23 protein-coding genes and 2 pseudogenes are annotated in these 19,892 nt (G+C 68.9%); 10 read left to right on the top strand and 15 right to left on the bottom strand.

The features are described from left to right. Window positions 1-86: helix-turn-helix domain-containing protein (locus ACFVV1_RS40150; RefSeq protein ID WP_390000430.1), on the bottom strand; the 86-nt coding region annotated here is incomplete at its 3' end. Between the two features lie 236 nt (window positions 87-322). On the opposite strand from ACFVV1_RS40150, the gene ACFVV1_RS40145 reads away from it, so the two are divergent. Further along, window positions 323-1,036 (top strand): beta-ketoacyl-[acyl-carrier-protein] synthase family protein, encoded by a 714-nt coding sequence (locus ACFVV1_RS40145; protein WP_390000432.1) that lies wholly within the window; start codon window positions 323-325, stop codon window positions 1,034-1,036. Between the two features lie 513 nt (window positions 1,037-1,549). On the opposite strand, the gene ACFVV1_RS40140 is transcribed toward ACFVV1_RS40145, so the two are convergent. Continuing rightward, window positions 1,550-2,215: a hypothetical protein gene (locus ACFVV1_RS40140; protein ID WP_390000427.1), complete on the bottom strand. Its 666-nt coding sequence runs from the start codon at window positions 2,213-2,215 to the stop codon at window positions 1,550-1,552. A 568-nt stretch (window positions 2,216-2,783) separates the two neighbouring features. Between ACFVV1_RS40140 and ACFVV1_RS40135 the strand changes: the two genes are divergently transcribed. Continuing rightward, window positions 2,784-3,005 carry a hypothetical protein gene (locus ACFVV1_RS40135; protein ID WP_390000424.1) on the top strand — a complete coding sequence of 74 codons (222 nt, stop codon included), beginning with the start codon at window positions 2,784-2,786 and terminating at the stop codon, window positions 3,003-3,005. Between the two features lie 985 nt (window positions 3,006-3,990). Beyond that, window positions 3,991-5,106: a PP2C family protein-serine/threonine phosphatase gene (locus tag ACFVV1_RS40130; protein WP_390000421.1), complete on the top strand. Its 1,116-nt coding sequence runs from the start codon at window positions 3,991-3,993 to the stop codon at window positions 5,104-5,106. A gap of 350 nt (window positions 5,107-5,456) precedes the next feature. On the opposite strand, the gene ACFVV1_RS40125 is transcribed toward ACFVV1_RS40130, so the two are convergent. Together ACFVV1_RS40125 and ACFVV1_RS40120 are read right to left on the bottom strand one after the other, a co-directional pair. Further along, window positions 5,457-5,681: a hypothetical protein gene (locus ACFVV1_RS40125; protein WP_390000418.1), complete on the bottom strand. Its 225-nt coding sequence runs from the start codon at window positions 5,679-5,681 to the stop codon at window positions 5,457-5,459. A gap of 85 nt (window positions 5,682-5,766) precedes the next feature. Continuing rightward, window positions 5,767-6,339: a TIGR03086 family metal-binding protein gene (locus ACFVV1_RS40120; protein WP_390000415.1), complete on the bottom strand. Its 573-nt coding sequence runs from the start codon at window positions 6,337-6,339 to the stop codon at window positions 5,767-5,769. A 73-nt stretch (window positions 6,340-6,412) separates the two neighbouring features. Between ACFVV1_RS40120 and ACFVV1_RS40115 the strand changes: the two genes are divergently transcribed. Beyond that, complete coding sequence (locus tag ACFVV1_RS40115; RefSeq protein ID WP_390000413.1) at window positions 6,413-7,225, top strand: DUF6597 domain-containing transcriptional factor; 813 nt, start codon at window positions 6,413-6,415, stop codon at window positions 7,223-7,225. 476 nt (window positions 7,226-7,701) lie between these two features. Here ACFVV1_RS40115 and ACFVV1_RS40110 read toward each other — a convergent pair whose 3' ends face one another. Then, on the bottom strand, window positions 7,702-7,935 hold the full coding sequence (locus tag ACFVV1_RS40110) for a hypothetical protein (RefSeq protein ID WP_390000411.1): 234 nt from the start codon (window positions 7,933-7,935) through the stop codon (window positions 7,702-7,704). A gap of 94 nt (window positions 7,936-8,029) precedes the next feature. Beyond that, window positions 8,030-8,308: a hypothetical protein gene (locus ACFVV1_RS40105; RefSeq protein WP_390000409.1), complete on the bottom strand. Its 279-nt coding sequence runs from the start codon at window positions 8,306-8,308 to the stop codon at window positions 8,030-8,032. 23 nt (window positions 8,309-8,331) lie between these two features. On the opposite strand from ACFVV1_RS40105, the gene ACFVV1_RS40100 reads away from it, so the two are divergent. Together ACFVV1_RS40100 and ACFVV1_RS40095 are read left to right on the top strand one after the other, a co-directional pair. Continuing rightward, entirely contained in the window at window positions 8,332-8,598 is a 267-nt protein-coding gene (locus ACFVV1_RS40100; RefSeq protein ID WP_390000407.1) for a MerR family DNA-binding protein, read from the top strand. 38 nt (window positions 8,599-8,636) lie between these two features. Further along, the gene (locus tag ACFVV1_RS40095; RefSeq protein WP_390000404.1) at window positions 8,637-9,164 is read left to right on the top strand and encodes a DinB family protein; all 528 of its coding nucleotides are present in this window, start codon (window positions 8,637-8,639) and stop codon (window positions 9,162-9,164) included. A 1,050-nt stretch (window positions 9,165-10,214) separates the two neighbouring features. Here ACFVV1_RS40095 and ACFVV1_RS40090 read toward each other — a convergent pair. Continuing rightward, window positions 10,215-10,529 carry a hypothetical protein gene (locus ACFVV1_RS40090; RefSeq protein ID WP_390000401.1) on the bottom strand — a complete coding sequence of 105 codons (315 nt, stop codon included), beginning with the start codon at window positions 10,527-10,529 and terminating at the stop codon, window positions 10,215-10,217. Between the two features lie 182 nt (window positions 10,530-10,711). Between ACFVV1_RS40090 and ACFVV1_RS40085 the strand changes: the two genes are divergently transcribed. Together ACFVV1_RS40085 and ACFVV1_RS40080 are read left to right on the top strand one after the other, a co-directional pair. Then, a complete protein-coding gene (locus tag ACFVV1_RS40085) occupies window positions 10,712-11,809 on the top strand; it encodes a saccharopine dehydrogenase (protein WP_390000398.1) in 1,098 nt (365 codons plus the stop codon). Beyond that, window positions 11,806-12,420, top strand: a complete 615-nt coding sequence (locus ACFVV1_RS40080) for a TetR/AcrR family transcriptional regulator (RefSeq protein WP_390000395.1) — start codon at window positions 11,806-11,808, stop codon at window positions 12,418-12,420. Before ACFVV1_RS40085 ends, ACFVV1_RS40080 begins: the two co-directional genes overlap by 4 nt. A 46-nt stretch (window positions 12,421-12,466) precedes the next feature. Here ACFVV1_RS40080 and ACFVV1_RS40075 read toward each other — a convergent pair whose 3' ends face one another. Next, entirely contained in the window at window positions 12,467-12,637 is a 171-nt protein-coding gene (locus ACFVV1_RS40075; RefSeq protein WP_390000393.1) for a hypothetical protein, read from the bottom strand. 104 nt (window positions 12,638-12,741) lie between these two features. Between ACFVV1_RS40075 and ACFVV1_RS40070 the strand changes: the two are divergent. Further along, window positions 12,742-13,074 (top strand): annotated as a pseudogene (locus ACFVV1_RS40070) (zinc ribbon domain-containing protein); the annotation flags it as partial. A 28-nt stretch (window positions 13,075-13,102) separates the two neighbouring features. On the opposite strand, the pseudogene ACFVV1_RS40065 reads toward ACFVV1_RS40070, so the two are convergent. From ACFVV1_RS40065 to ACFVV1_RS40035, 7 genes and pseudogenes are all read right to left on the bottom strand, one after another. After that, window positions 13,103-14,185, bottom strand: a pseudogene (locus tag ACFVV1_RS40065) (NADH:flavin oxidoreductase/NADH oxidase); the annotation flags it as partial. Window positions 14,186-14,666: 481 nt separating this feature from the next. Beyond that, the gene (locus ACFVV1_RS40060) at window positions 14,667-15,086 is read right to left on the bottom strand and encodes an SRPBCC family protein (protein WP_390000391.1); all 420 of its coding nucleotides are present in this window, start codon (window positions 15,084-15,086) and stop codon (window positions 14,667-14,669) included. Between the two features lie 50 nt (window positions 15,087-15,136). Further along, the gene (locus ACFVV1_RS40055; RefSeq protein ID WP_390000388.1) at window positions 15,137-16,147 is read right to left on the bottom strand and encodes an aldo/keto reductase; all 1,011 of its coding nucleotides are present in this window, start codon (window positions 16,145-16,147) and stop codon (window positions 15,137-15,139) included. 177 nt (window positions 16,148-16,324) lie between these two features. Beyond that, window positions 16,325-17,020, bottom strand: a complete 696-nt coding sequence (locus ACFVV1_RS40050) for a hypothetical protein (protein ID WP_390000386.1) — start codon at window positions 17,018-17,020, stop codon at window positions 16,325-16,327. Window positions 17,021-17,272: 252 nt separating this feature from the next. Then, window positions 17,273-18,310, bottom strand: a complete 1,038-nt coding sequence (locus tag ACFVV1_RS40045; RefSeq protein ID WP_390000382.1) for a TIGR03571 family LLM class oxidoreductase — start codon at window positions 18,308-18,310, stop codon at window positions 17,273-17,275. A gap of 157 nt (window positions 18,311-18,467) precedes the next feature. Further along, complete coding sequence (locus ACFVV1_RS40040) at window positions 18,468-19,298, bottom strand: aldo/keto reductase (protein WP_390000380.1); 831 nt, start codon at window positions 19,296-19,298, stop codon at window positions 18,468-18,470. 15 nt (window positions 19,299-19,313) lie between these two features. Then, complete coding sequence (locus tag ACFVV1_RS40035; protein ID WP_390000377.1) at window positions 19,314-19,727, bottom strand: nuclear transport factor 2 family protein; 414 nt, start codon at window positions 19,725-19,727, stop codon at window positions 19,314-19,316. Window positions 19,728-19,806: 79 nt separating this feature from the next. Between ACFVV1_RS40035 and ACFVV1_RS40030 the strand changes: the two genes are divergently transcribed. Continuing rightward, a partial coding sequence (locus ACFVV1_RS40030; protein ID WP_390000430.1) for a helix-turn-helix domain-containing protein occupies window positions 19,807-19,892 on the top strand: 86 nt, incomplete at its 3' end.

Genomic DNA, 19,892 nt, shown 5'->3' with positions numbered 1-19,892 from the left:
GTGCGCGACAGCTCGGCTGCCTGCGCATCAGTCGGATAGAAGCGGTACTTGAACGCCCGCTTCACACGGTTTGTGGTCACGCTCACAAACTAGTGGTGCTGCGAGTTAAGATCAAATCTGCGGGTCACAGCACGGCCCTTCGCCCTGGGGGCGGAACTCCGCTCCTTGCCCTGCTCCACAGGAGTCCGTTTCCTCTCCGCCCTGAAGGGCGGAGTATCCACGGAGGAATCCGATGACCGAGGTTCTCAATGCTTGTGGATAACGCTGACCGATGAGAATAGGGCGGGATCATTCCAACACCAGACGAGCTTGAGGGCCGAAGCTGCTACGTGCTCGAGACCGTCTGATCCGCAGCGGGCGGGCGGACGTGGTCGTCGCAGGTGGGGTGGAGGCATGCCTGCACCCCTTCACCATCGCGGTATTCGTCCAGATGAAGGCCCTGTCGACGCAGTCCGTGGACCCAGAGACCGTGTCCCGCCCGTTCGACGTCAAGCGGTCCGGGTTCGTTATGGGCGAGGGCGCGGGGATGATGGTGCTCGAACGCGCCGAGTTCGCCCGGGCCCGTGGAGCACGTGCCTACGGCACGCTGGCCGGCAGTGCCGTGAGTTCGAGCGCGAACCACATCACGGCCTCCGACGCGGAAGGCCAGGCCTTCGCCATGGAACTGGCGCTGCGCGACGCCGGCCTGGCCCCGGCTGACATTGGGGTCGTGCACGCCCACGCCACCTCGACGGAGTCCGGTGACCTGGCGGAGGCCGAGGCGATCGGCCGGGTGATCGGCAGCCACGCTGCGGTGACGGCGACGAAGTCGATGACAGGTCACATGATGGGCGCGTCCGGAACGGTTGGCGCTATGGCCGCTCTGTTCGCGCTCAAGGACGGCACAGTGCCGGCCACGCGCAACCTCGACGAACTCGACCCGCGCGTGGAACTGGATGTGGTGCGCGGTGAGCGGCGCACCGGTCAGTGGTCTGCTGGGCTGGCCAACTCGTTCGGGTTCGGCGGACACAACGTCAGTCTCGTCTTCACCAAGTGACGACGAGACCTTGACCGCCATGCTGGGCGGCATGGGCCCCTCAGGCCCGGTTGCCGCCCACTCGTGATGTCGTGTCGTTGCTCAGACCGGCCTGACCATCAGGCCGGTCACGACATCACGAGTTCAACCTCAGTGACGCGCCGGAAATCTCCAGATCCTGGCCCTGCTCAGCGACCTCCCGGGCCCTTGTCAGATCCGGCTCCTCCGCCACAGCCCGGTTCTCATCCCCAGCGTCACTCGTCGAGGACGACAAGCCCGGGCTCGCTGAGGTGCTGCGCGTGGATCGGTTCCATGCCCGTACGGCCGTACACCGCCCTCGTCGACGCCTCCACGCACCTCCGCGGTCCCGAGCTGGATGTTCCGAGAAGGGATATCCTCGGGCCGGGGGCCGGACGAGAGTCCCGGCCCGATTACGGCGGGCCGGGATTCTGTGTTGTGCGCCTGGCCGCAGGGCCCCGGCCCGATTACGGCGGGCCGGAGTTCTCCAGCATGCGCATCAGGCGGTTGCTGGTTTTAGTAATCGCCGAAGTCGCCGAAGTCGCCGCCCTCGCCGCCCTCGCCCCTCTCGTTGTGGTGGCGCTTGATGACGCGGAAGCTGGCGATGACTCCGTTCTTGACCTTCACGCCGCCATTCATCTCCTCGTGGTGCTTCTTCTCGTGGTGCTTCTTCTCGTGGTGCTCGTCCTTCTCGCAGTTCTCGTCCTCGTCCCTGCCCTCGCTCTTGCCCGGGCAGACGCCGTTGGCGGAGCTGTGCGGGCCGACGGTGGCGATGGGGGCGCCGTTGTCGCACACGGCTCCGCGGAAGACCTCGACCTCGTTGCGACTGTCGTTGCGGATGTTGAAGCTCTTGGCGCCCAGGCCGCTGACGACGGTGATGCAGCCGTCGGGGCGGCCGGAGAATTCGCGCTCGTTGATGTGGATCCTGCCCTCCTTGTGATGGCGCTTGCCCTCGCGCTCATTGCCCTCGCGCTCGTTGCCCCGGCGCTCGTTGCCTTCGTTGCCCTTGCCCGTGTTGCCACCCTCCCCGCCCATGGGGGCCTGGGCGAGGACGGCGGCCGGGGCCACCTGGGCCTGGGTCTGGGGGGCGGGGACGGCGGAGGCGTAGGTGATGCCGGTCGCGGTCAGTGCCGCGGCGGCCGCGACGGCCGTGGCGATCGCGTGGGAACGGGTCATGATCATGTCGCTTGTTCTCCTTCTCGGACTCAGAGACAGTCCCGCTGTGACAGCCGGTGCGTGATTGAACGTACTAACACCCCATATTCCTGTCATATCGAGCAAATCGGGAGCCCCGGCTTTGTAGGGCTGATCGGGTATGCGGAGCCCCTTTACGTCGCTCCGAAGAGAAGCTGACTAACCGTCAAAAATGCACTGAAACAGGGAGATTGAAAGACCATTAGCCCTTGCAGGTGATCTTCTGACGTCTACTCACCCCCTGTGGCGGTGGGGCGCCGGGAAATATCGGCAAGTCGCTGCTTGACATGTGGCCTGTCGTAGGTTCCAAGGAGGCCACGTGAACGGTGACTGTCCGACGAACGTGACCGCGCACAGCAGGGTTCGTCCAGGCCGGACGGTGACCAATGCCGGCGGGCACGGCCTACCCGCCGCGGCCTGGGCCGACCGTCCCGAGGACCCGAGCGGGCAAGCGCCAGGACCTGTCCGGGCACGATGACCATCCGCGTGGACCGACCCGCCTCCTGCTGGGCGCCGCCCACACGATCGGAACGCCCGGGACAGCCCGCTCGGGACGGTGCGCGCACAGCGGCGGGACCGGCGACGCCCGCCGCCGAGGGGCGCTGAGCGCCTGGTCCTTGCTGCCGTCGCCCCGTACCGCGACGTCCTCGCCCGCCAGGTCACCCGCGAAGAAGCGCAACGCCGCGCCCTGACCGCCTTCCTGGACGACCGGGACGCGGTTCGCCAACGGTTCGCCGATCGCGACGCAAATAGCCGCGAAGCGAAGTGCTGCGCGTGATGTGCGTTCGTCGGCACTTCTTTCCACGCGATAGCCGTGGGAGAGGTTGAGGGTGTCTGGCGGGCGGCGGGTCAGTGATTGGGTCAGCAGGCGCCGGCCTCATCTCGGCCTGGCCATGGCCCCGGGCATCCGGCCCGATCTTCGTCCTGTCCGGCGCGCGGGCAGGGCTGCTGTCCGGCCAGGGTCGTGCAACGGTAGTGCTTACGAGTCGTGCAACGGGTTGCGCAACGAGGCGCCCGACAGGTTGCCGGGGCCTGGAGCGGGCGGCGGTGTTTGGGCAGGTCATATCCCCTGGGTCGGCACCGCCCCGGCGGCGACACCTCCTCTCTGCAGGAGAGAGGTCCTTCCTCATTCGCCCCCCTCTCGGGCAGAGGCGTGATCGTGCCGCTGCGCCGATCGGTGATCGCCGGTTCAGACCGATGCCGCCTCCGGTGCCGGACGAAGGAAGGCGAGCAGTGAGCGCCGGCCTTTGCCGAGGCTGCGCAGCTGCTTCCAGTCGACCTCGGTGCGCGTGGTGGGCAGAGCGTCGACGTCGGCGACGCGGTAGGGCGCGACGTCGACGGCCCCGGGCCCGAGACGTCCCGAAACGGACCTCGATCGACTGGGCGGGCTTGATCCACCTCGGCCGCACAGATGCCCTACCGCCTGGAAGAAGCCAAGCTGACGCGGCTGACGGCCCAGCGGATCCGCCGGCTCGCCGAGATCGACCCGGACCGGCCCCTCCCCTTGGACCAGGACGAAGGCTGGGCGTACCCATCTCTTCGACTGGCACGTGCTGGAGCCGTACTTCCGAAATCGGAAGTCACGGCGGGGCCAGCGGACGGACAGAATGAGGCCGCCGCAGGAAGGCTGAGAGAAGAACCGTGCTCGTCGGCTGGCTGGGGGTGCGCTATCGATGGAGCATAGGGGGTATATGGGTGTGCGACGTTCGTGGGATGACCTCCTGGAGCCACCGTCAGGCCGTGGTCTGGTGGCGGTCCCGTTCGTGCTGATTGTGACGATCACCGCGCTGGATATCTACACCGGGCGCGATGTCCAGCTGGGCCCACTGCTGGTCATCGCGCCCGCTCTGACCGCCTCCCTCGCCGGGCCACGGCTCACTGCTCTCGCCGGGGTCCTGGCAGTGGCGGCCCAGGTGTTCATCGCTGTCTTCCTCGGCGAACTGACCACGACCAACCGCATGGCGCAGATCACCGCGCTGACCGTGCTTTCCGCCTTGGTGTTTTTCATGCGGTTTGTGCGGGAGCGGCGCGACCGGGCGCTGAGCCGGGCACGCTCTGTGGCGGCGACGGCTCAGCGTGTTCTGCTTCGGCCTCCACCACGCCGGATCGGGCCGTTGCAGGTGGCATGGCTGTATATGTCCGCGGAGGACGAGGCCGAGATCGGGGGTGATCTGTTTGCGTTCGCCCGCGCCGCGCATGCCGCGACCCGGGTGGTCATCGGCGATGTCCGGGGCCACGGGCTGGCCGCCATCGGTGAGGCCTCGCTGGTGCTGGGGGCATTCCGTGAGGGCGCTCACCGGCATGCCACCCTCCCCGGGCTGGTAGCTGCCCTCGAAGACAGCGTCTCCCGGAACCTGGAGGACGTGACGGACACCGAGCATGACGCCGGCGAGCACTTCATCACGTGCCTCGTCCTGGAGATCTCCGACGTCCTGTCGGCCGCTGAGATGATCAACTGCGGACATTGCCCGCCTCTGCTGGTGCGCGATCAGCGGGTCACGGTCCTGCACGCCCGACAGCCTCTGCCTCCGCTGGGCGTGTGCGAACGACCGATCGAGGACGACCGCATCGACCCGTTCACCTTCAAAGGCGGTGACATGCTCGTCCTCTACACCGACGGTGTCATCGAAGCCCGCTCGCCGTCCCGAGCGTTCTACCCGCTCGCCGAACGAGTCGCCTCCTTCCCCACCAGCAGCCCCGATGCTCTGCTGCGCCACATCCACCGCGATCTGCTCGCCCACATCGGCGGCCCCCCCGCCGACGACGCCGCCCTCCTGGTCATCGAACGCACCCCGTCCCACCGGCCGCACCTCACACCCCATCCCATTGGTCACCACCGGCACCACCTCAGTGGATCGCCCCCGCCCCCAGGCCGCTGAACCCAAGAACCGGGCGACCCTGGCGGGTGGTGTCAGGTCCAGCACGCCTGGAACGCCACATACGACGCGCTTGCCGCGCCCCGTTCGGGGAGCCGTCCGGGCCGCATGACGGACCGGGCGCCCTCGGGCGACCAGCAACGCCACGTTGCGACGTGGGTTGCACCTGGGGTTGCGCCATCTGTTGCGACTGAGGGGTTGCGCCTACTGTTGCGCGACCTGGAGAACCGCCCTCGTATTCGTGCAGGTCACCGCATGGTGCCAGCGGGCGGGGTGGCGCCAACGGCCGGAGGCGTCGCGGGCGACGTCGACGCCGGCTTCCACCACCAGCTCCGGTTCCGCCAGCGTGACGTTCAGCGTCCCTCGGCTGCCGCACCTGGCGGAGAACGACCAACCCGTCCAGGAAAGCCGCGCCGGGCCGGAGCGAGCAGTGCGCCGGCCGTACAGGCCAGGGTGGTGGTGTGGCCGGTGCACTGGAAGCGCCTGTCGTCGTCGTGCCTGCCGAGCAGCAGTCCTCGGGGAGCGGCCAGGCTGCCGGTGACTGCGCCGACGAACGCCTCGGTCGTCTCGCGCACCATGTACGGCAGCTGAACAGTACAACGCGCTGATCACTGGGCACCTGGGACGGCAATGGCCCACACGTGCGTTCACATGCGGTTAGGCTCAGCGTTTCCACGACGGGGCTCGGCCCGCCAGTCCCAGAGCGCGGTCAAACAATGGCGCAGTTGTAGGCACGCTGACTTCGGGGCCGAACACCCCGTACTGCCTGGCCATCTCGGCCTTGCCTGCGATGTCCTCGTACAGCGCCGCCGCGAGTTCCTCGTCCACGTTCAGCTTCTGCCCGGTCGCCACCGCCAGGTCCCAGCCGTGCAGCAGCCACTCGCCCAGCACGATCCCACCGATGAAGCGGGCCGGCATCCGCCCGCTCCCAGTCAGTGCGGTCTCGCCGACCCACGCCTGCGGATCGCTCCAGACGGCGGCGCTCGCCGCCGACCGGGCGGCATACACCTCGGCCCAATCAGGCTCCGCGGTGAAGTCATGTCGCTCCGCCACCTCATCCAGCCGGGCCTGTGGAGGCTGCTTCAGTCCCGCGGCGTGCCCCCGCACGCTGGTCCAGAAGATCAGGTGATTCAGGAGTGCCCCGACCTTCAGCTCCGGGCACGGTGTGCTTCCGCCGAACTCGTCCGGCCCGATCCCGCGCACGATGTCCACCGCCGCTTCCGAGGCCCGGGCCATCACAGATCACGTCTCCACGCCATCCCTTCCCCACTTGCGATCAGGCGTAGTAGACAGGACGACGATGACGGGTATGGAACAAGCGCGACAGCGGGCCATCCTCGACCCGCACACCGCGACTGAGCGCTTCCGGCTCGACCACGAGACGGCTCCGGCGGATCTGACCCCATTCGTGGACGGTTACTGGATCCTCCACTGGGACCTGACCGAACCACACCGGCAGCAAGTCCTCACCCACCCGGTGGTCCACCTCACCTTCACCACTGGCGGTCAGGCCCAAATCACAGGCATCGTCAGCGACACGTTCACCCGAGAGATCTCTGGCACCGGCCGGGTACTTGGCCTGCGATTCCGGCCCGGCGGCTTCCGCCCGTTCCTCACCGCCCCGGTGTCCACCCTTACCGACCGAGTCCTGGACATCGAAGAGATCTTCGGCCCGGCGGCGCGGGCAGCAGCAGACGCCATCATCGCCGAACCCTGCGTGCCCACCGCGCTCGAACTGGCAGCCGCGCTCGTGCGAGGCCACCGGCCCACTCCTGACCCTGCCATCGACAAGGCCACCAGGCTGGTCGAAACGATCAGCGCCGACCCTTCCGTTCTACGGGTGTCCCAGCTCGCCGCAATCGCCGACATGAGCGCGCGCCAGCTGCAGCGAACGTTCGCCGAGTACGTCGGCATCGGACCCAAGTGGGTGATCCGGCGAGCCCGCATTCAGGAAGCCGCCGCACGCGCGGCCATGGACCCGCAGGACTGGTCTGCTCTCGCCGCCGAACTCGGCTACGCCGACCAAGCACACTTCACCCGCGACTTCACCGCATGCATCGGCACCTCACCTGCGCAGTACGCGAGTTCAGCACGACGCCGGAACGACTTCAGGCCGAAGTGAAATGAGTAATTCCAACCGATTCACAAGTCTTGGCAATTAGTCGCTATGACTCTCGGGGCCTCTGTGTGCACTGGTGTGTCCAACCGGTTCAATGAACCGCCGACGCGGAGTCGGGCCCATTCGATGCCGAGCTCCCGCAGTGCGTTCAACTGCTCCTGAGTGAGCTTGTCCCGGCGGGTCTTGGTGTTCGACACCCATACACCCGGCTTCACGACCACGGGCTCCGCCGAGCCGTCGACCGCGATCGTCTCGCTGTGGCCGCGCGGTACCGGCCGGTGCCCTTTTGCCACCCATTGCGCGAGGGCCGCCAGGCCCCGCTGGAACGCCACCTTGGCCTTGCTCGGACCCTTTGCCGCTCGCTTGGCGGCTGGGACGGAAGTCGGCGCCTCAGAGGGCTGCAGACCCAGCTTCGACAGCCGTTCCTGCTGCTCGGGGAGGAGCTGTGCCCAGGTGCCTGGCTGTTTCTGCTGCTTCAGTCACCGTCCGAGGCCGTCGCCGTCGAACAGTACGCCGGGCTGGATGGCGGGCAGACGTCCGCCGGGCTCATCGACGGCGAGGTCGGCGAGGACGCGGTGGTGGCGTTGCCGGTCCAGCGGCCACGGGCAGTCCCAGTCCGGGTCGATTGCCGTCAGCTGCTTCGCGCGTTCCGAGGCCCGCTCCGGGTCCTTGCCCAGGCCGTTCTTCTGTCCCTTGCGGCGGAGGTTGGCCATGTGCTGCCCGACCGGCACCATTCGTAGTTGGCGGATGCTTCGCCTGGTAGCTGGCGGCCTGGCAGCTTCGGATCGACAGCGCAGCCGGTGTGCCTCACACCGTGTTGCGAGCGTCCACGAGTCGCCGCTGCACACCCGACAGGTGCTGAAGGCGTCCCGGCCGTATCTCCTCGCGTTCCATCCACTCGTCAAGGCGCGGACGTAGGTACCGCACCATGCCGGATCCGTGGCGGCGCAGTACTGAACGGCTGATCGAAATCTCTTCCTGAACCTCTCGCCGGAGATCATCGGTCCAGCCCTGGCTTCGGTCGTCCTCTCCCAGAGGAGCCTTGAGAGCGGCCACCGCCTCATCGAGGATCGCAAGCAAGTCCATAACGCCTCCCAAAGCGCCCCAGCATGCCCTGCGGCGGCCCACGGGTCCGGGCTCGCCAACTATCGCTCAAATCCGCCTACCAGCGGTCAAAGTCGCACTCACCGGCGTGGGCGGTGGCGGGCTCCCCACGCGAAGGTGCCCAGGGCGCCGGGCTCACCCTCGCCGAGATCCGCTCCGTTCTCGCCCTCCGCGACGGCGGACAGGCACCGTGCGAACACGCCACCGCACTGAACGACCAGCACCTCGAAGATATCGAGCGGCGCCCGGCCGAGGAGGCCCGGAGGGATTGAGGACATGAGCCGACCTATATGCCTCCTATGGTCAGCCCATGACCACTTATTCGGAGAGCCCGGCCTCATTTCTTCCAGGCGAGCGCGGTGAACTGCTGCGCGCACTGGCCGAGCAGCGGGAGTTGCTGCTCATCACGGTCCGCGGCATCACCGACGCGCAGGCTGCGCAGCGCACAACCGTGAGTGAACTTGCGCTGGGTGGGATCGTCAAGCACATGGCCCGCGGCGAGCAGGTGTGGGCGCAGATCCTGGTCAAGGGGGACGGAGAGCTGCCGGACGGCATGCTCGACACCGGGCAGTACCGCATGTCCGAAGGCGAAACACTCCCGGGGTTGCTGAAGCTCTACGCGGGCGCGGCACAGGCGACCGAAGAGGCTGTGAGCGCTCTGCCGGACTTGGACAGGAACGTGCCCCTTCCCAGGACTCCTTGGTCCCCGCCGGAGACGGTCTACTGGCCGGCGCGCCGGATCCTGTTGCATCTGATCAGGGAAACGGCCCAGCACGCCGGGCACGCGGACATCATTCGGGAAGCACTGGACGGGGCCAGCACCACCGCTCAACGGTGATCGCACGGGTGGCCTGTGTCCGGACTGCGAGCACACCCGCCGTGAAGCCGAACGTGAGCGCCAGGCCGTCGAGGAAGCTCCCGTGACAACGGCATCCTCGCCCGGCTCCGCGCCCGCGTCGTTGACCGGTAGGCACCGAGTTCCTGCGGGACATCGGATCGGACCTCGCCGAGGACGAGGCCGATCTCGACGAGGAGGAACGCGGCCAGTACGCGTACTGGCCGCACGAACGTCTCCTGATCACCCTGGGCATCGGCTGGCAGTCTTCCGACGGACTCTTCTTGGCCTCGCGCCCCGGCCCGCACCACGGACGTGTCGGCCTGTTCCTCGCTCCGTCTCTCATCACCGGGTACCTCATCGCCGACACCATCGTTCCGGAGTCCAGCCGGACGGAAGCGTCGACATGGATCAACACCTCTGTAAACCTCGGCGCATCGCTGGCGTCCGCGGCAGCTGGAATCGTCATCGACGGTTCTGGCGCCTGGCTCGCCCTATTGCTTGTGGGAGCTATCGCTCTCGCGCTTGCCTCAGCTGTGCCAATTACACAACTGCGCAAGATCGAGCCGCCTGCGGTCCACGCTGTCAATCGTTGTGAGCACAGCTGATTTGCAACCGTGCGGGCCGCGGGCCGTGCGTTTTGGCCCGAGTGCTTTGTCCACTCGGGCCATCTCCTTCTGCCAGGAGCCGCAGTGCGGCCGGTCGCCTTCGTAGACGTACCGGTTGGGTGCGGGGCTGCAGCGCGGAGGCGAGGCGGCAGCAACGGTCCCGCCCAGAGTCTGAAGCGGGAGACCTGGTCGCGGCCTGCCTGCCGGGCTCGATGAATGGGCGGTGCATCCCGATCTGGGCGACGAGGAGTCGCAAGCCGTCGATGGTGGCCGTCTGGTGCGCCGGACGGTAGGGCCCACACAAGAAGTAGTACCGAGCTGTGGCAGCCAGTCCCATGCCACGGTGGTGTTGATCCCGAATGCCAGAACGGGCCGAGCGGCCCGTCCTGGCCGGCACCTCCATCACCAGCCCTGTCTCCACCCGCGTACGGCTCACCCTCCGCGCTCAGGGCGAGGTTGCCCGGGAGTGCAGGTCCCCCGCCCGGTCCCCGTCATGGTGCTCCGCTGCGGATCGGCGGGCCTCGGGTCCGGGTCGTGTGCGTGCGGTGCGGAGCAGGGTGGCGATGAGGACCGCCGCGCCCGTCATCAGGACGGCACTGACCACCGAGGCGATCCGGGCCTCACGGGCGAAGGCGTCGAAGGCCGCGTTCCGCAGGGATTCGGCGGTGCCCTTCGGGAGGGCGGCGGCGGTTTCGACCCGGCCTCCGGCCGGCGCCGCCTCGCCCGGCAATCGACCGCGCCAGGCACGAGCGCCGCGCACCGAGCCCCGGCCCCACGAGAAACCTCGGCACCTTCTGCCTCGCGGCCGCCACTGTCCCCACCGCCTGTTCCTGCCGCCACCTTTCAGGATGTACACGTCATCGAGAGTAATGGATTGACCGCGGCAAGCGACGAACCCCCTCTGCGCGGCATTTTTTGGTCACCTGACCTATATTGGGTCTCATGAACGACGAACTCTCCTTCGACGCTGACGGACCTGTGCTCCTGGTCGGCGGATACGGCACGGTCGGCGCGGAACTGGCACGGATGGCGGCCCCCTCATGGCCGCTGGTGCTCACGGGACGGACCGTGCGGCGCGGACAGCAACTGGCGGACGAGACCGGCGCGGAACTGCGCACCTGGGACCTGACGGACCCGGCACCGTTCCGGGCGCGGGTCAGCGCGGTTGTCAGTGTCGTCAACGATCCGGACGACCGCGTCCTGCGCGCCGCGATCGGGGGCGGGGTGCCGTTCGTGGACGTCACCCGCTGGACCACACGGATGCAGCGCGCGGCCACCATCGCGGCACTGGCGGGCCCGACCGCGCCGGTACTGCTGTCCTCCGCGTGGATGGGTGGTGTGACCAGCCTCGTCGCCGCCTGTCTCGGCGACCGGCTCGGCGGCGCGGACACGGTCGACGTGGCCATTCGCTGGGACCTCGGCGACCGGGCGGGCGCGGACTCGGTGGAGTTCATGGACCGCCTCGGACTGGACTACGAGGTGGTGCGGGACGGGCAGCGGCGCACGGTCATGCCGCTGAGCGACGTCCGCCGCGTCCGTATCGGGGAGTCGCTCACCCGGGTCGCCCGGATCGACACCCCCGAGCAGTTCACCCTTCCTCTCACCCTCGCGGCCCAGACCGCAACAACCCGGATCGGCTTCAGCTCGCCCGCGTCCACGACAGCCCTGCTGGCCGCCAAGCGGCTCGGGTTCTTCCGCTGGGGCCGCGGCGAGTGCTTCACCGGCGCGCGCCGTGGGCTGCTGTACGCACCGGGCGAAGGCGGCACGGCCCAGCTCCGCATCGACGTCACTCACGAGGGCGACACTCTCTCCGCGACCGTGACCGATCGGGCCGGGCAGGCGCATCTGACCGCACTGGGCGCGCTGATGGGGCTGCGTCGGGTACGCGGCGAAGACGGTGCCCCCGCACCGAGCGGCGTGGTCTTCCCCGAACAGCTCCCGAGTCCGCAGAGCGTGCCGTCGGACCTCGCCGCGCAGGGCGTCGACCTGGTTGTGCGCAGGGCCGTGCGCGACGAACGGACGGAGGGCAGGGCGGCATGAGCGAACGATCCCCGGAACAGGACAAGCGCACGCCCGCCACGACCAAGGGCGCTCAGCGGCGTGCCGCGCTCCTGGACGCCGCTGAGAAGATCCTCTTCGAGTCCGGATACGGCGAGTTGACCATGCGGGCAGTGGCGGCCACGGCACAGACCCGTCTGGGGCACGTGCAGTACTACTTCCCCTCCCGCACGGAGCTGATCGCCGCCGTCCTGCGCCGCACCCTGGACCGTTCTCTCGACAGGCTGACCCCGTTGTTCGCCGACGCGGGCGCGCACACGCCGCCGGACACGGAGGGGCTGATTCGTCAGCTTCTGGCCGAGCACGATGATCCGCGACTCGTCCGGGTCTACGCCGAGCTGTGGGCTCTGGCGGGCCGTGACGAAGCCGTCGCGGCGGTCATGCGCACGTTCTACAGCGATTACCAGGACCATGTCGCCGGGTTTCTCCGCGCCCGCAACCCAACTCTCTCCGACACCGTCTGCCGGGCACGGGCAAGGGTTTTCACCGTGCTGATCGAAGGAGCGTCCCTCTTCCGGTCCGGCATCGCCGCCCACCGCACAAAGGAAGCCGACGCGGAACTCATCAACACGGCCACCACTCTGCTCGACTGACGGAGTTCTCGGAAAAGCGGGGTGGTACCGGCGTCGGACGGCCCGATCACCATCGGCTGGCTGAGGCGACCCCGGAGGCGGACAGCATCTCGACCTTGTGCCGCAGCTCCAGGAACATGAAGTACGTCGTCAGAGCCTGCGACCGGGCCAGCCGGGTGCCGCTGGGTGACTGCCGCAGCACCTTCCCGAAGTACGCGTCGGCGTCGGCGGGCTCCATGTCCCACAGCGGCCGGCCGAACAGGTGCGGATCTGGTCCAGGTGCCCGACGTCCCCGCGGATGGTGCCGTCTGCCAGGCCCGCCGAGGCCCGCGCGAGGACGACCGCGCCATCAGCGACGTGGCATGGGCCGAGTTCCGCAGCCTGCTGGAGTACAAAGCCCAGTGGCACGGGCGGGAAGTGATCGCGGTCGACCGCTTCTTCCCCTCGTCCAAGCTGTGCTTTGTCTGCGGCACCTTGCAGGACAGGATGCCGCTGCACGTCCGTACCTGGACGTGCGCCTGCGGCACGACCCACGACCGGGACGTGAACGCCGCACGCAACCTGCTGGCCGCCGGACGGGCGGTGTCGGCCTGTGGAGCTGGTGCAAGACCTCAACGGAGAACTCCGGGCGGGCAGTCGGCGATGAAACAGGAAGTCTCACGGCGCGAGCCGTAAGAATCTCCCTCCTTCAGGAGGGAGAGCGTCAAGAGCGGTGGTACTGGACGGGGGAGGGGACCTCGCCGCCGAGTTCTGCGGCGGCGTCGCGTGCCCAGTACGGGTTGCGCAGGAGTTCACGTCCGAGGAGGACGGCGTCGGCCTGGCCGGAGGTGATGACGTCCTGTGCCTGGTCGGGCTCGGTGATCAGGCCGACGGCTGCCACGGGCATGCCGGTCTCCTTGCGGACCCGTTCGGCGAAGGGCACCTGGTAGTGGGGTCCGGTCTCGATCTTCGCGTCGGGCGCGTTGCCGCCGGTGGAGATGTCCATGAGGTCCACGCCCCGGGCCTGGAGTTCCTTGGCGAATCGGACGGTGTCGTCGGCGGTCCAGCCCTCGCGGTCGTCCTCGGGGTTCTCGGTGAGCCAGTCGGTGGCGGAGATACGGAAGAAGACCGGCAGGTTTTCGGGCCACACGGCGCGGACCGCCTCGACGACCTCGAGGGGGAAGCGGGTCCGGCCTTCGAAGGAGCCGCCGTACTCGTCGGTGCGGTGGTTGCTGTGCGGGGAGAGGAACTGGTGGATCAGGTAGCCGTGGGCGCCGTGGAGCTCGACGACCTCGAATCCGGCGGCCAGGGCGCGTTCGGCGGCGTCGGCGAACTGCTGGACGGTCTCCCGGATGTCGGGGACGGTAAGTTCCCTGGGGGTGGTCGAGGACTCGGCGAAGGGGATCGCGCTGGGGCCGGACGGCGTCCAGCCGTAGGGCTCATCAGGCGTGATCTGGCGTCCGCGGTCGACCCAGGTGCGCTCGGTGGATGCCTTGCGTCCGGCGTGGGAGAGCTGGATGCCGGGGACGGTGCCCTGGGACGTGAGGAATGCGGTGATCCGCTGGAAGGCGGCGACCTGCGTGTCGTTCCAGATGCCCAGATCGTATGGGCTGATCCGGCCCTCGGGGTGAATGGCCGTGGCCTCGGTGATGATCAGGCCGGTGCCGCCGGCGGCTCGGGCGGCCAGGTGCGCGAAGTGCCAGTCGGTGGGGGCGCCGACCGCGTCACCCTCCGGTGCCGCGCTGTACTGGCACATCGCTGCCATCCAGATGCGGTTGGGGATGGTCAGCGACCTGAGTGTGCTGGGGCGAAGAGCGAGGTCACGGGGAACTCCTGGTGCGTGGCCTGGGACGGGCCTGTGGAGGGGTGATCGGCCCGCGTCGTTGCGCGGCGCATGACTAGATAATTGCGCACGCTGGTTATTTATTCCAGCCGTATAGCGGTGCGCGGAAGGAGTCGTGGAGTCGCGCGGAGTCGGTGAAGGCTTCGGGCGGGCTCGGGCCACGAGTGTGCTCGCGTATGGCGCTGCCGTGCGCCCGTGCGCCCGTCGGTACGGGCGAGCACACGGCGCGAGCGAGGGTGCCTGGCGCTCGGCCTCCGGGGTCGGTCGATCCGGGTGGTGACCGCATGGCTGTCCTCCGGCAGCGCAGCGATCCGCTCCGGCGCCACGTGCTGGACGTGCCGGCCGTCGCGGTGGGTGACTGTGCGACCCGGGCACACCGCAGCCCGGGTATGCGGGGTGCGTACCCGGGCTGTGCGGTGGGGCCCCGCGATGGATGGCCCCGGTGTCAGGCCGTGAGGGTCTTGTGGAGTGCGTCGAGGCCGTCGCGGTAGATGCCGGTGAAGAGGTCGACGACTTCGTCGTCGGCGGCGTTGTCGGGGTTGAAGCGGCCGGACCACTGGACCTCGGCGATGTCGTCGCGGCCGGGAACGGTGTGGACCCGGATGGTGGAGACGTAGCCGTTGACCGGGAACGGGGCCTGGAGGATGGCGTAGCTGTAGTGGCGCTCGGCCTCGTTGAAGTCCACGAGGCGCTCGATGATGACCTCGCCGTTCGGGTTCTTCAGCCGACGGACCCGGCCGCCTTCGAGCGGGGTGCTCTCGGGGATGTAGGGGAGCCAGTCGGGCAGGGCGTCGAAGCCGCCGATGAGGCTCCAGACCTTGTCGGGGGAGGCGGGCACTATGCGGCTGACGGAGGTGGAAGCCATGATCATTCTCCTGGATCCTGGTGCTGTGGTGGGGGTTTCGGGGTGTGTGGTCAGGCGCCGTTGGGCAGCGGGGCGGCCGGGCTGACCAGGCCGGCGGTGCGCAGCTCGTGCCAGAACGCGGCCGGGACGGTCTCGTTCAGGGCGGCGTTGTCCTCGGCGATGCGGCTGGGCCGGGTCGCGCCGGGAACGGCGGCGGCGGCAACCGGGTGGGCGAGGGAGAACTGGAGGGCGGCGGCCTTGATGGAGACGCCGTGCTTCTGGGCCAGGGCCTTCAGGCGGGAAACCTTCTCGACGATCTCCGGCGGGGCCTGCTGGTACTCGAAGTGGGCGCCGCCGGCGAGGACGCCGGAGCTGTAGGGGCCGCCGACGACCATGTCGACGTTCTGTTCCTGGGCCATGGGCAGCAGCCGCTGCAGGGCGTGCTCGTGGTCGAGGAGGGTGTAGCGGCCGGCGAGGAGGAATCCGTCGGGCCGGGGCTCGTCGAGGGCGAGGGTCAGCTCGATGGGCTCGGTGCGGTTGACGCCGAGGCCCCAGGCCTTGATGACGCCCTCGTCGCGCAGCCGGGACAGCGCCCGGAAGGCGCCGGTACGGGCCTCCTCGAACTTCTGCAGCCACAGGTCGCCGTGGAAGTCCTGGGCGATGTCGTGGACCCAGACGATGTCGAGCCGGTCGGTGCCGAGCCGCTTGAGGCTGTCCTCGATGGAACGCTCGGTGGCCTCGGCGGTCCACACGTGGAGCATCTTGTTGGGATTGCCGTGCTCGAACAGGCCGCCCTTCTCGCCGAGGTCGCGGGCACCCTCCTCCAGTTCGTCGAGGATGACCCGGCCGACCTTGGTCGACAGGACATAGGCGTCGCGGGGCTTGGTGGACAGAACCTCGCCCAGGCGGGACTCCGAGAGGCCGGCGCCGTAGAACGGGGCGGTGTCGTAGTAGCGGATGCCCTGGTCCCAGGCGGCCTCGACCGTGGCGGCGGCCTCCTCGTCGGGGATCGCGCGGAACATGTTGCCGAGCGGGGCGGTGCCGAAGCCGAGCTTGCCGGGAAGGATTTCCTTGAGGGACATGACGGTGCCTTTTCGATCATGGGTGCCGGGGTGCGACGGCATCCCCGGCGCGGGGGTGAGGCATGAGTGAACGGATGCCTCTGCGGTTGGCGGCTCTGTCGGCGGAGCCGTGGCAGTGGATGCACGGTGGCGTCCTGCCGGAGCCGGGCGTACGGCGCAGATAGATGCAGAAGCGCCTTACTGGTAAGAACAATAATTGCAGACGCTAGGTAATGCAAGTGGCTGCCACACCGGGGCCGGTCGATCCGGGCTCGGGCGCCAGGCCCATGAGGCACAGGCCTTCCCTGCCATCACCCTCACCCGACACGAGGGCTTGCAAGCCGAAGGCGTCCGCACGACGACCGCCCGCCCGCGCCGACGATGGCGCACCGCATCCCAGGGGGAACGCCGCGCGCGTCGCCGAGGCTCCCGGCCGGAGCGCATCCCGGAGAAGGAACCACACCGCCCCTCGCCCAGGAGGAAGGCGCCATGGCGGTCGAGCGCGTCGGCCTTGTCGTCCGCAACGGCCCTGCGCCCAGGGCGCGCTGCCGATCGTGCTGCCGGACGCGCCGAGGTGGGCGAACCGGACACAGCGAGGCACAGGTGCATGGAGCCGGGGCGGTTCGCCTTGCCGTTCGTGCGCTCACCGACCGGCTCCTGGAACTGGATGAGGTCGATGCCCAGGCTGTTGTCCAGGTTGATCGTGGCGTACCGCAGCTTCGAGGTGGGCAGCCCCTGCGACTTGCCGAACGGCACACTGCTCATGGTCCCCTCCGCGACGGGCTCCCGCCCGGTGAGAGCCTTGTAGAACGCGATCGAGGCGTCCAGGTCCGAGACCGAGATCCCGACATGTGCGGCCCGGGTGAGGTTCATCGGAGTGGTGGCAGCGGTCATGACGCATCCCTTCGTTGTGCGCTCTGCCACCACGGCGACGCGTTCGCGGGTGCAGGGCGGCTCCATCAGGAACTGGACGGAAGCGATTCTTCGATAGGGCGACGGAGTGCGCACCTTGCCGACGGTCCGCCCCCCCCGGGTCGGCCACACAGGGGGTGCGGGCCGACCGCGACGATGTCTTTCCAGAGCCTCTGCGGCCGGCAGCGTCCAGCGGGAGCTCGGCATCCCGTACTTCGACGAGCGCTGCCCGCCTCAGGAAGCGACGGTGCCGGCCGCACCGGTTCCGGCTGCCGTGCCGGGGGAGGGGAAGTGCGGCAGGACCGTTTCGGCGAGCTCGTGGAGGATCTCTTCCACGGGGCGGTTGCCGGGACGGAGGTTGAAGGAGACGTGGGCGACGCCGAGTTCGCCCATCGCCCGCAGATGGTCGATCAGAGCCTGGTGGCCGGTGCGCAGCCCGAGCCGGATCGGGGTCGCCGCAGTGGAGGGGTCCCCGGTAAGGTCCAGCTGCATGGGGGTGAGGTACGGCTTGGACGTGCCGGCGGTCAGCTCCTGCCACTCCCGCGTCTTGAGGCGCAGGGCCCCCAGTGGACGCGGGTAATTGAGGGACGCGTCCGCGTTCTGCGAGATCCACGCGGCCGACTGCTGGGCGTGCCCGGCGATGGCGAGAGGCACGGACGGGCCCGTCGGCTTGGGCAGGACGTCCAGATGACGGTCGGCGTCGAGACCGAGCTCGGGCAGCTCCATGCCCGCACCGTCGGTGTGCCGGGCCCACGCGGCACGCAGGATCTCCACACCCCTGCGGAACGTGGCACCGCGGCCTTGGAAGTCCTCCCCGAACAGGGGGTACTCGACGGGCCGGTCCCCGCTCGCGAGGCCGAGGACGAACCGGCCGCCGGAGAGCACGTCGACCGTGGCAGCGGACTTGGCGACCAGCAGCGGCTGCCGCAGCGGCAGGACGACGGCCGCGGTCCCGAGCACGGCCCGCTCGGTCACGGCCGCGAGGTGCCCGAGGTGCGTGAACGTCTCGAAGACGGAACCGGCGTCGCCGAACTGCTCGGGATCGTAGAGGGGGACGTCCCGCACCCAGAGCCCGGCGAAGCCCAGCTCATCCGCCAGGCGAGCGAGTTCGGCATGGCGGGTCAGGTCCGGGACACCGAAGGGGCGGCCCGCGGCCCGGTCGGCGCGCAGCCGGGTCGCGCCCCAGTCGTTGTCGAGGGGCAGCTCGAGGCCCAGAGTCGGCAGGCTCGCGGCGTTCACGAGCCGGTCCAGGGCGGTGGGGGCGACGGACATGGCAGACACAACTTTCGGAAGAGCAGCGACGACGCGGGGCGACGCGGAGGTACGGAGTTCGAGTTCGGGCTTGCGCGGGCGGGACCTGCCATCCACGCCCGCGCGAGCCGTGGCAACCCGGCGGGACGGCGCGGAACGCCGCCCCCGGTCGGTAGGGTCAGTTGAGCTCGTCCGGGTGGGGGCCGGTGCGCAGGTCGCGGTCGAGGGTGGCGATGGTGGCCATCTCGTCGTCGGTGAGGGTGAAGTCGAAGACGTCGAGGTTCTCGCGGATGCGGGCGGGCGTCACCGACTTGGGGATGACGACGTTGCCGAGCTGGAGGTGCCAGCGCAGGACGACCTGGGCGGGTGACTTGCCGTGGCGGGCGGCGATCGTGGTGATCGCCTCGTCCTTGAGGACGGCGCCCTGCGCCAGCGGGCTCCACGCCTCGGTGGCGATGCCGTGCTGGGCGTGGACAGCGCGCAGCTCACTCTGCTGGAGGCCGGGGTGCAGCTCGATCTGGTTGACCGCCGGGACCAGCTCGGAGCCGGCGATGAGCCGGTCGAGGTGCGCGGGCTGGAAGTTGGACACGCCCGCGGCGCGGACCCGCTCCTCGGCGACGAGCTTCTCGATGGCCTTCCAGGACTCGCGGTACAGGTCGCGGGCCGGGGTCGGCCAGTGGATCAGGTACAGGTCGACGTGGTCCAGGCCCAGCTTGGCGAGGCTGGCGTCGAAGGCCCGCAGGGTGGCGTCGTAGCCCTGGTCGGCGTTCCACAGTTTGGTGGTGACGAACAGCTCCTCGCGGGCGATCCCGGAGGCGGCGAGGGCGCGGCCGACGCCGGTCTCGTTGCCGTAGATCGCGGCGGTGTCGATGCTGCGGTAGCCGGCCTCCAGGGCGGAGCTCACCGCGGCGGTGGTCTGGTCGTCGGGGACCTGGAAGACGCCGAAGCCGAGCTGAGGGATCTCGACGCCGTTGTTGAGGGTGACGGTGGGGATGACGGACGGTGCCATGGTGCGTGTGGCCTTTCAGACGGTACGGGTCGTACGGGTGGAGAGGGTGTAGCGGACGGTCTGGGCGCCGATGAGACCGTCACGGAAGACGAACGTGTCGACGCCGTCGGTGACCTCGTGGGTGGCGGTCCACTGCAGGAACAGCACGTTTCCGGCGAACCGCGGAGTCAACTGCCAGTCGGCGTCGGGGAGATCGGCCAGGAGACGGCCGATTCCCTCCCGTACGCCCTGGTGACCCGTCAGAGTTCCCTCGGGGGTGACGAAGACGGCGTCCTCGGTGTAGTTCGCGGTGATCAGGTTGAGGTCCCCGGTGCCGAGCCGCTTTCCGTGGTCGGCGAAGACTTCCTGCGGGTGCGGGTCATCGGATTCCTCCGTGGATACTCCGCCCTTCAGGGCGGAGAGGAAACGGACTCCTGTGGAGCAGGGCAAGGAGCGGAGTTCCGCCCGCAGGGCGAAGGGCCGTGCTGTGACCCGCAGATTTGATCTTAACTCGCAGCATCACTAGTTTGTGAGCGTGACCACAAACCGTGTGAAGCGGGCGTTCAAGTACCGCTTCTATCCGACTGATGCGCAGGCAGCCGAGCTGTCGCGCAC

The sequence above is a fragment of the Streptomyces sp. NPDC058092 genome, assembly GCF_042884935.1.
GTDB lineage: Bacteria > Actinomycetota > Actinomycetes > Streptomycetales > Streptomycetaceae > Streptomyces.
This window is presented reverse-complemented; position numbering and strand designations above follow the sequence as displayed.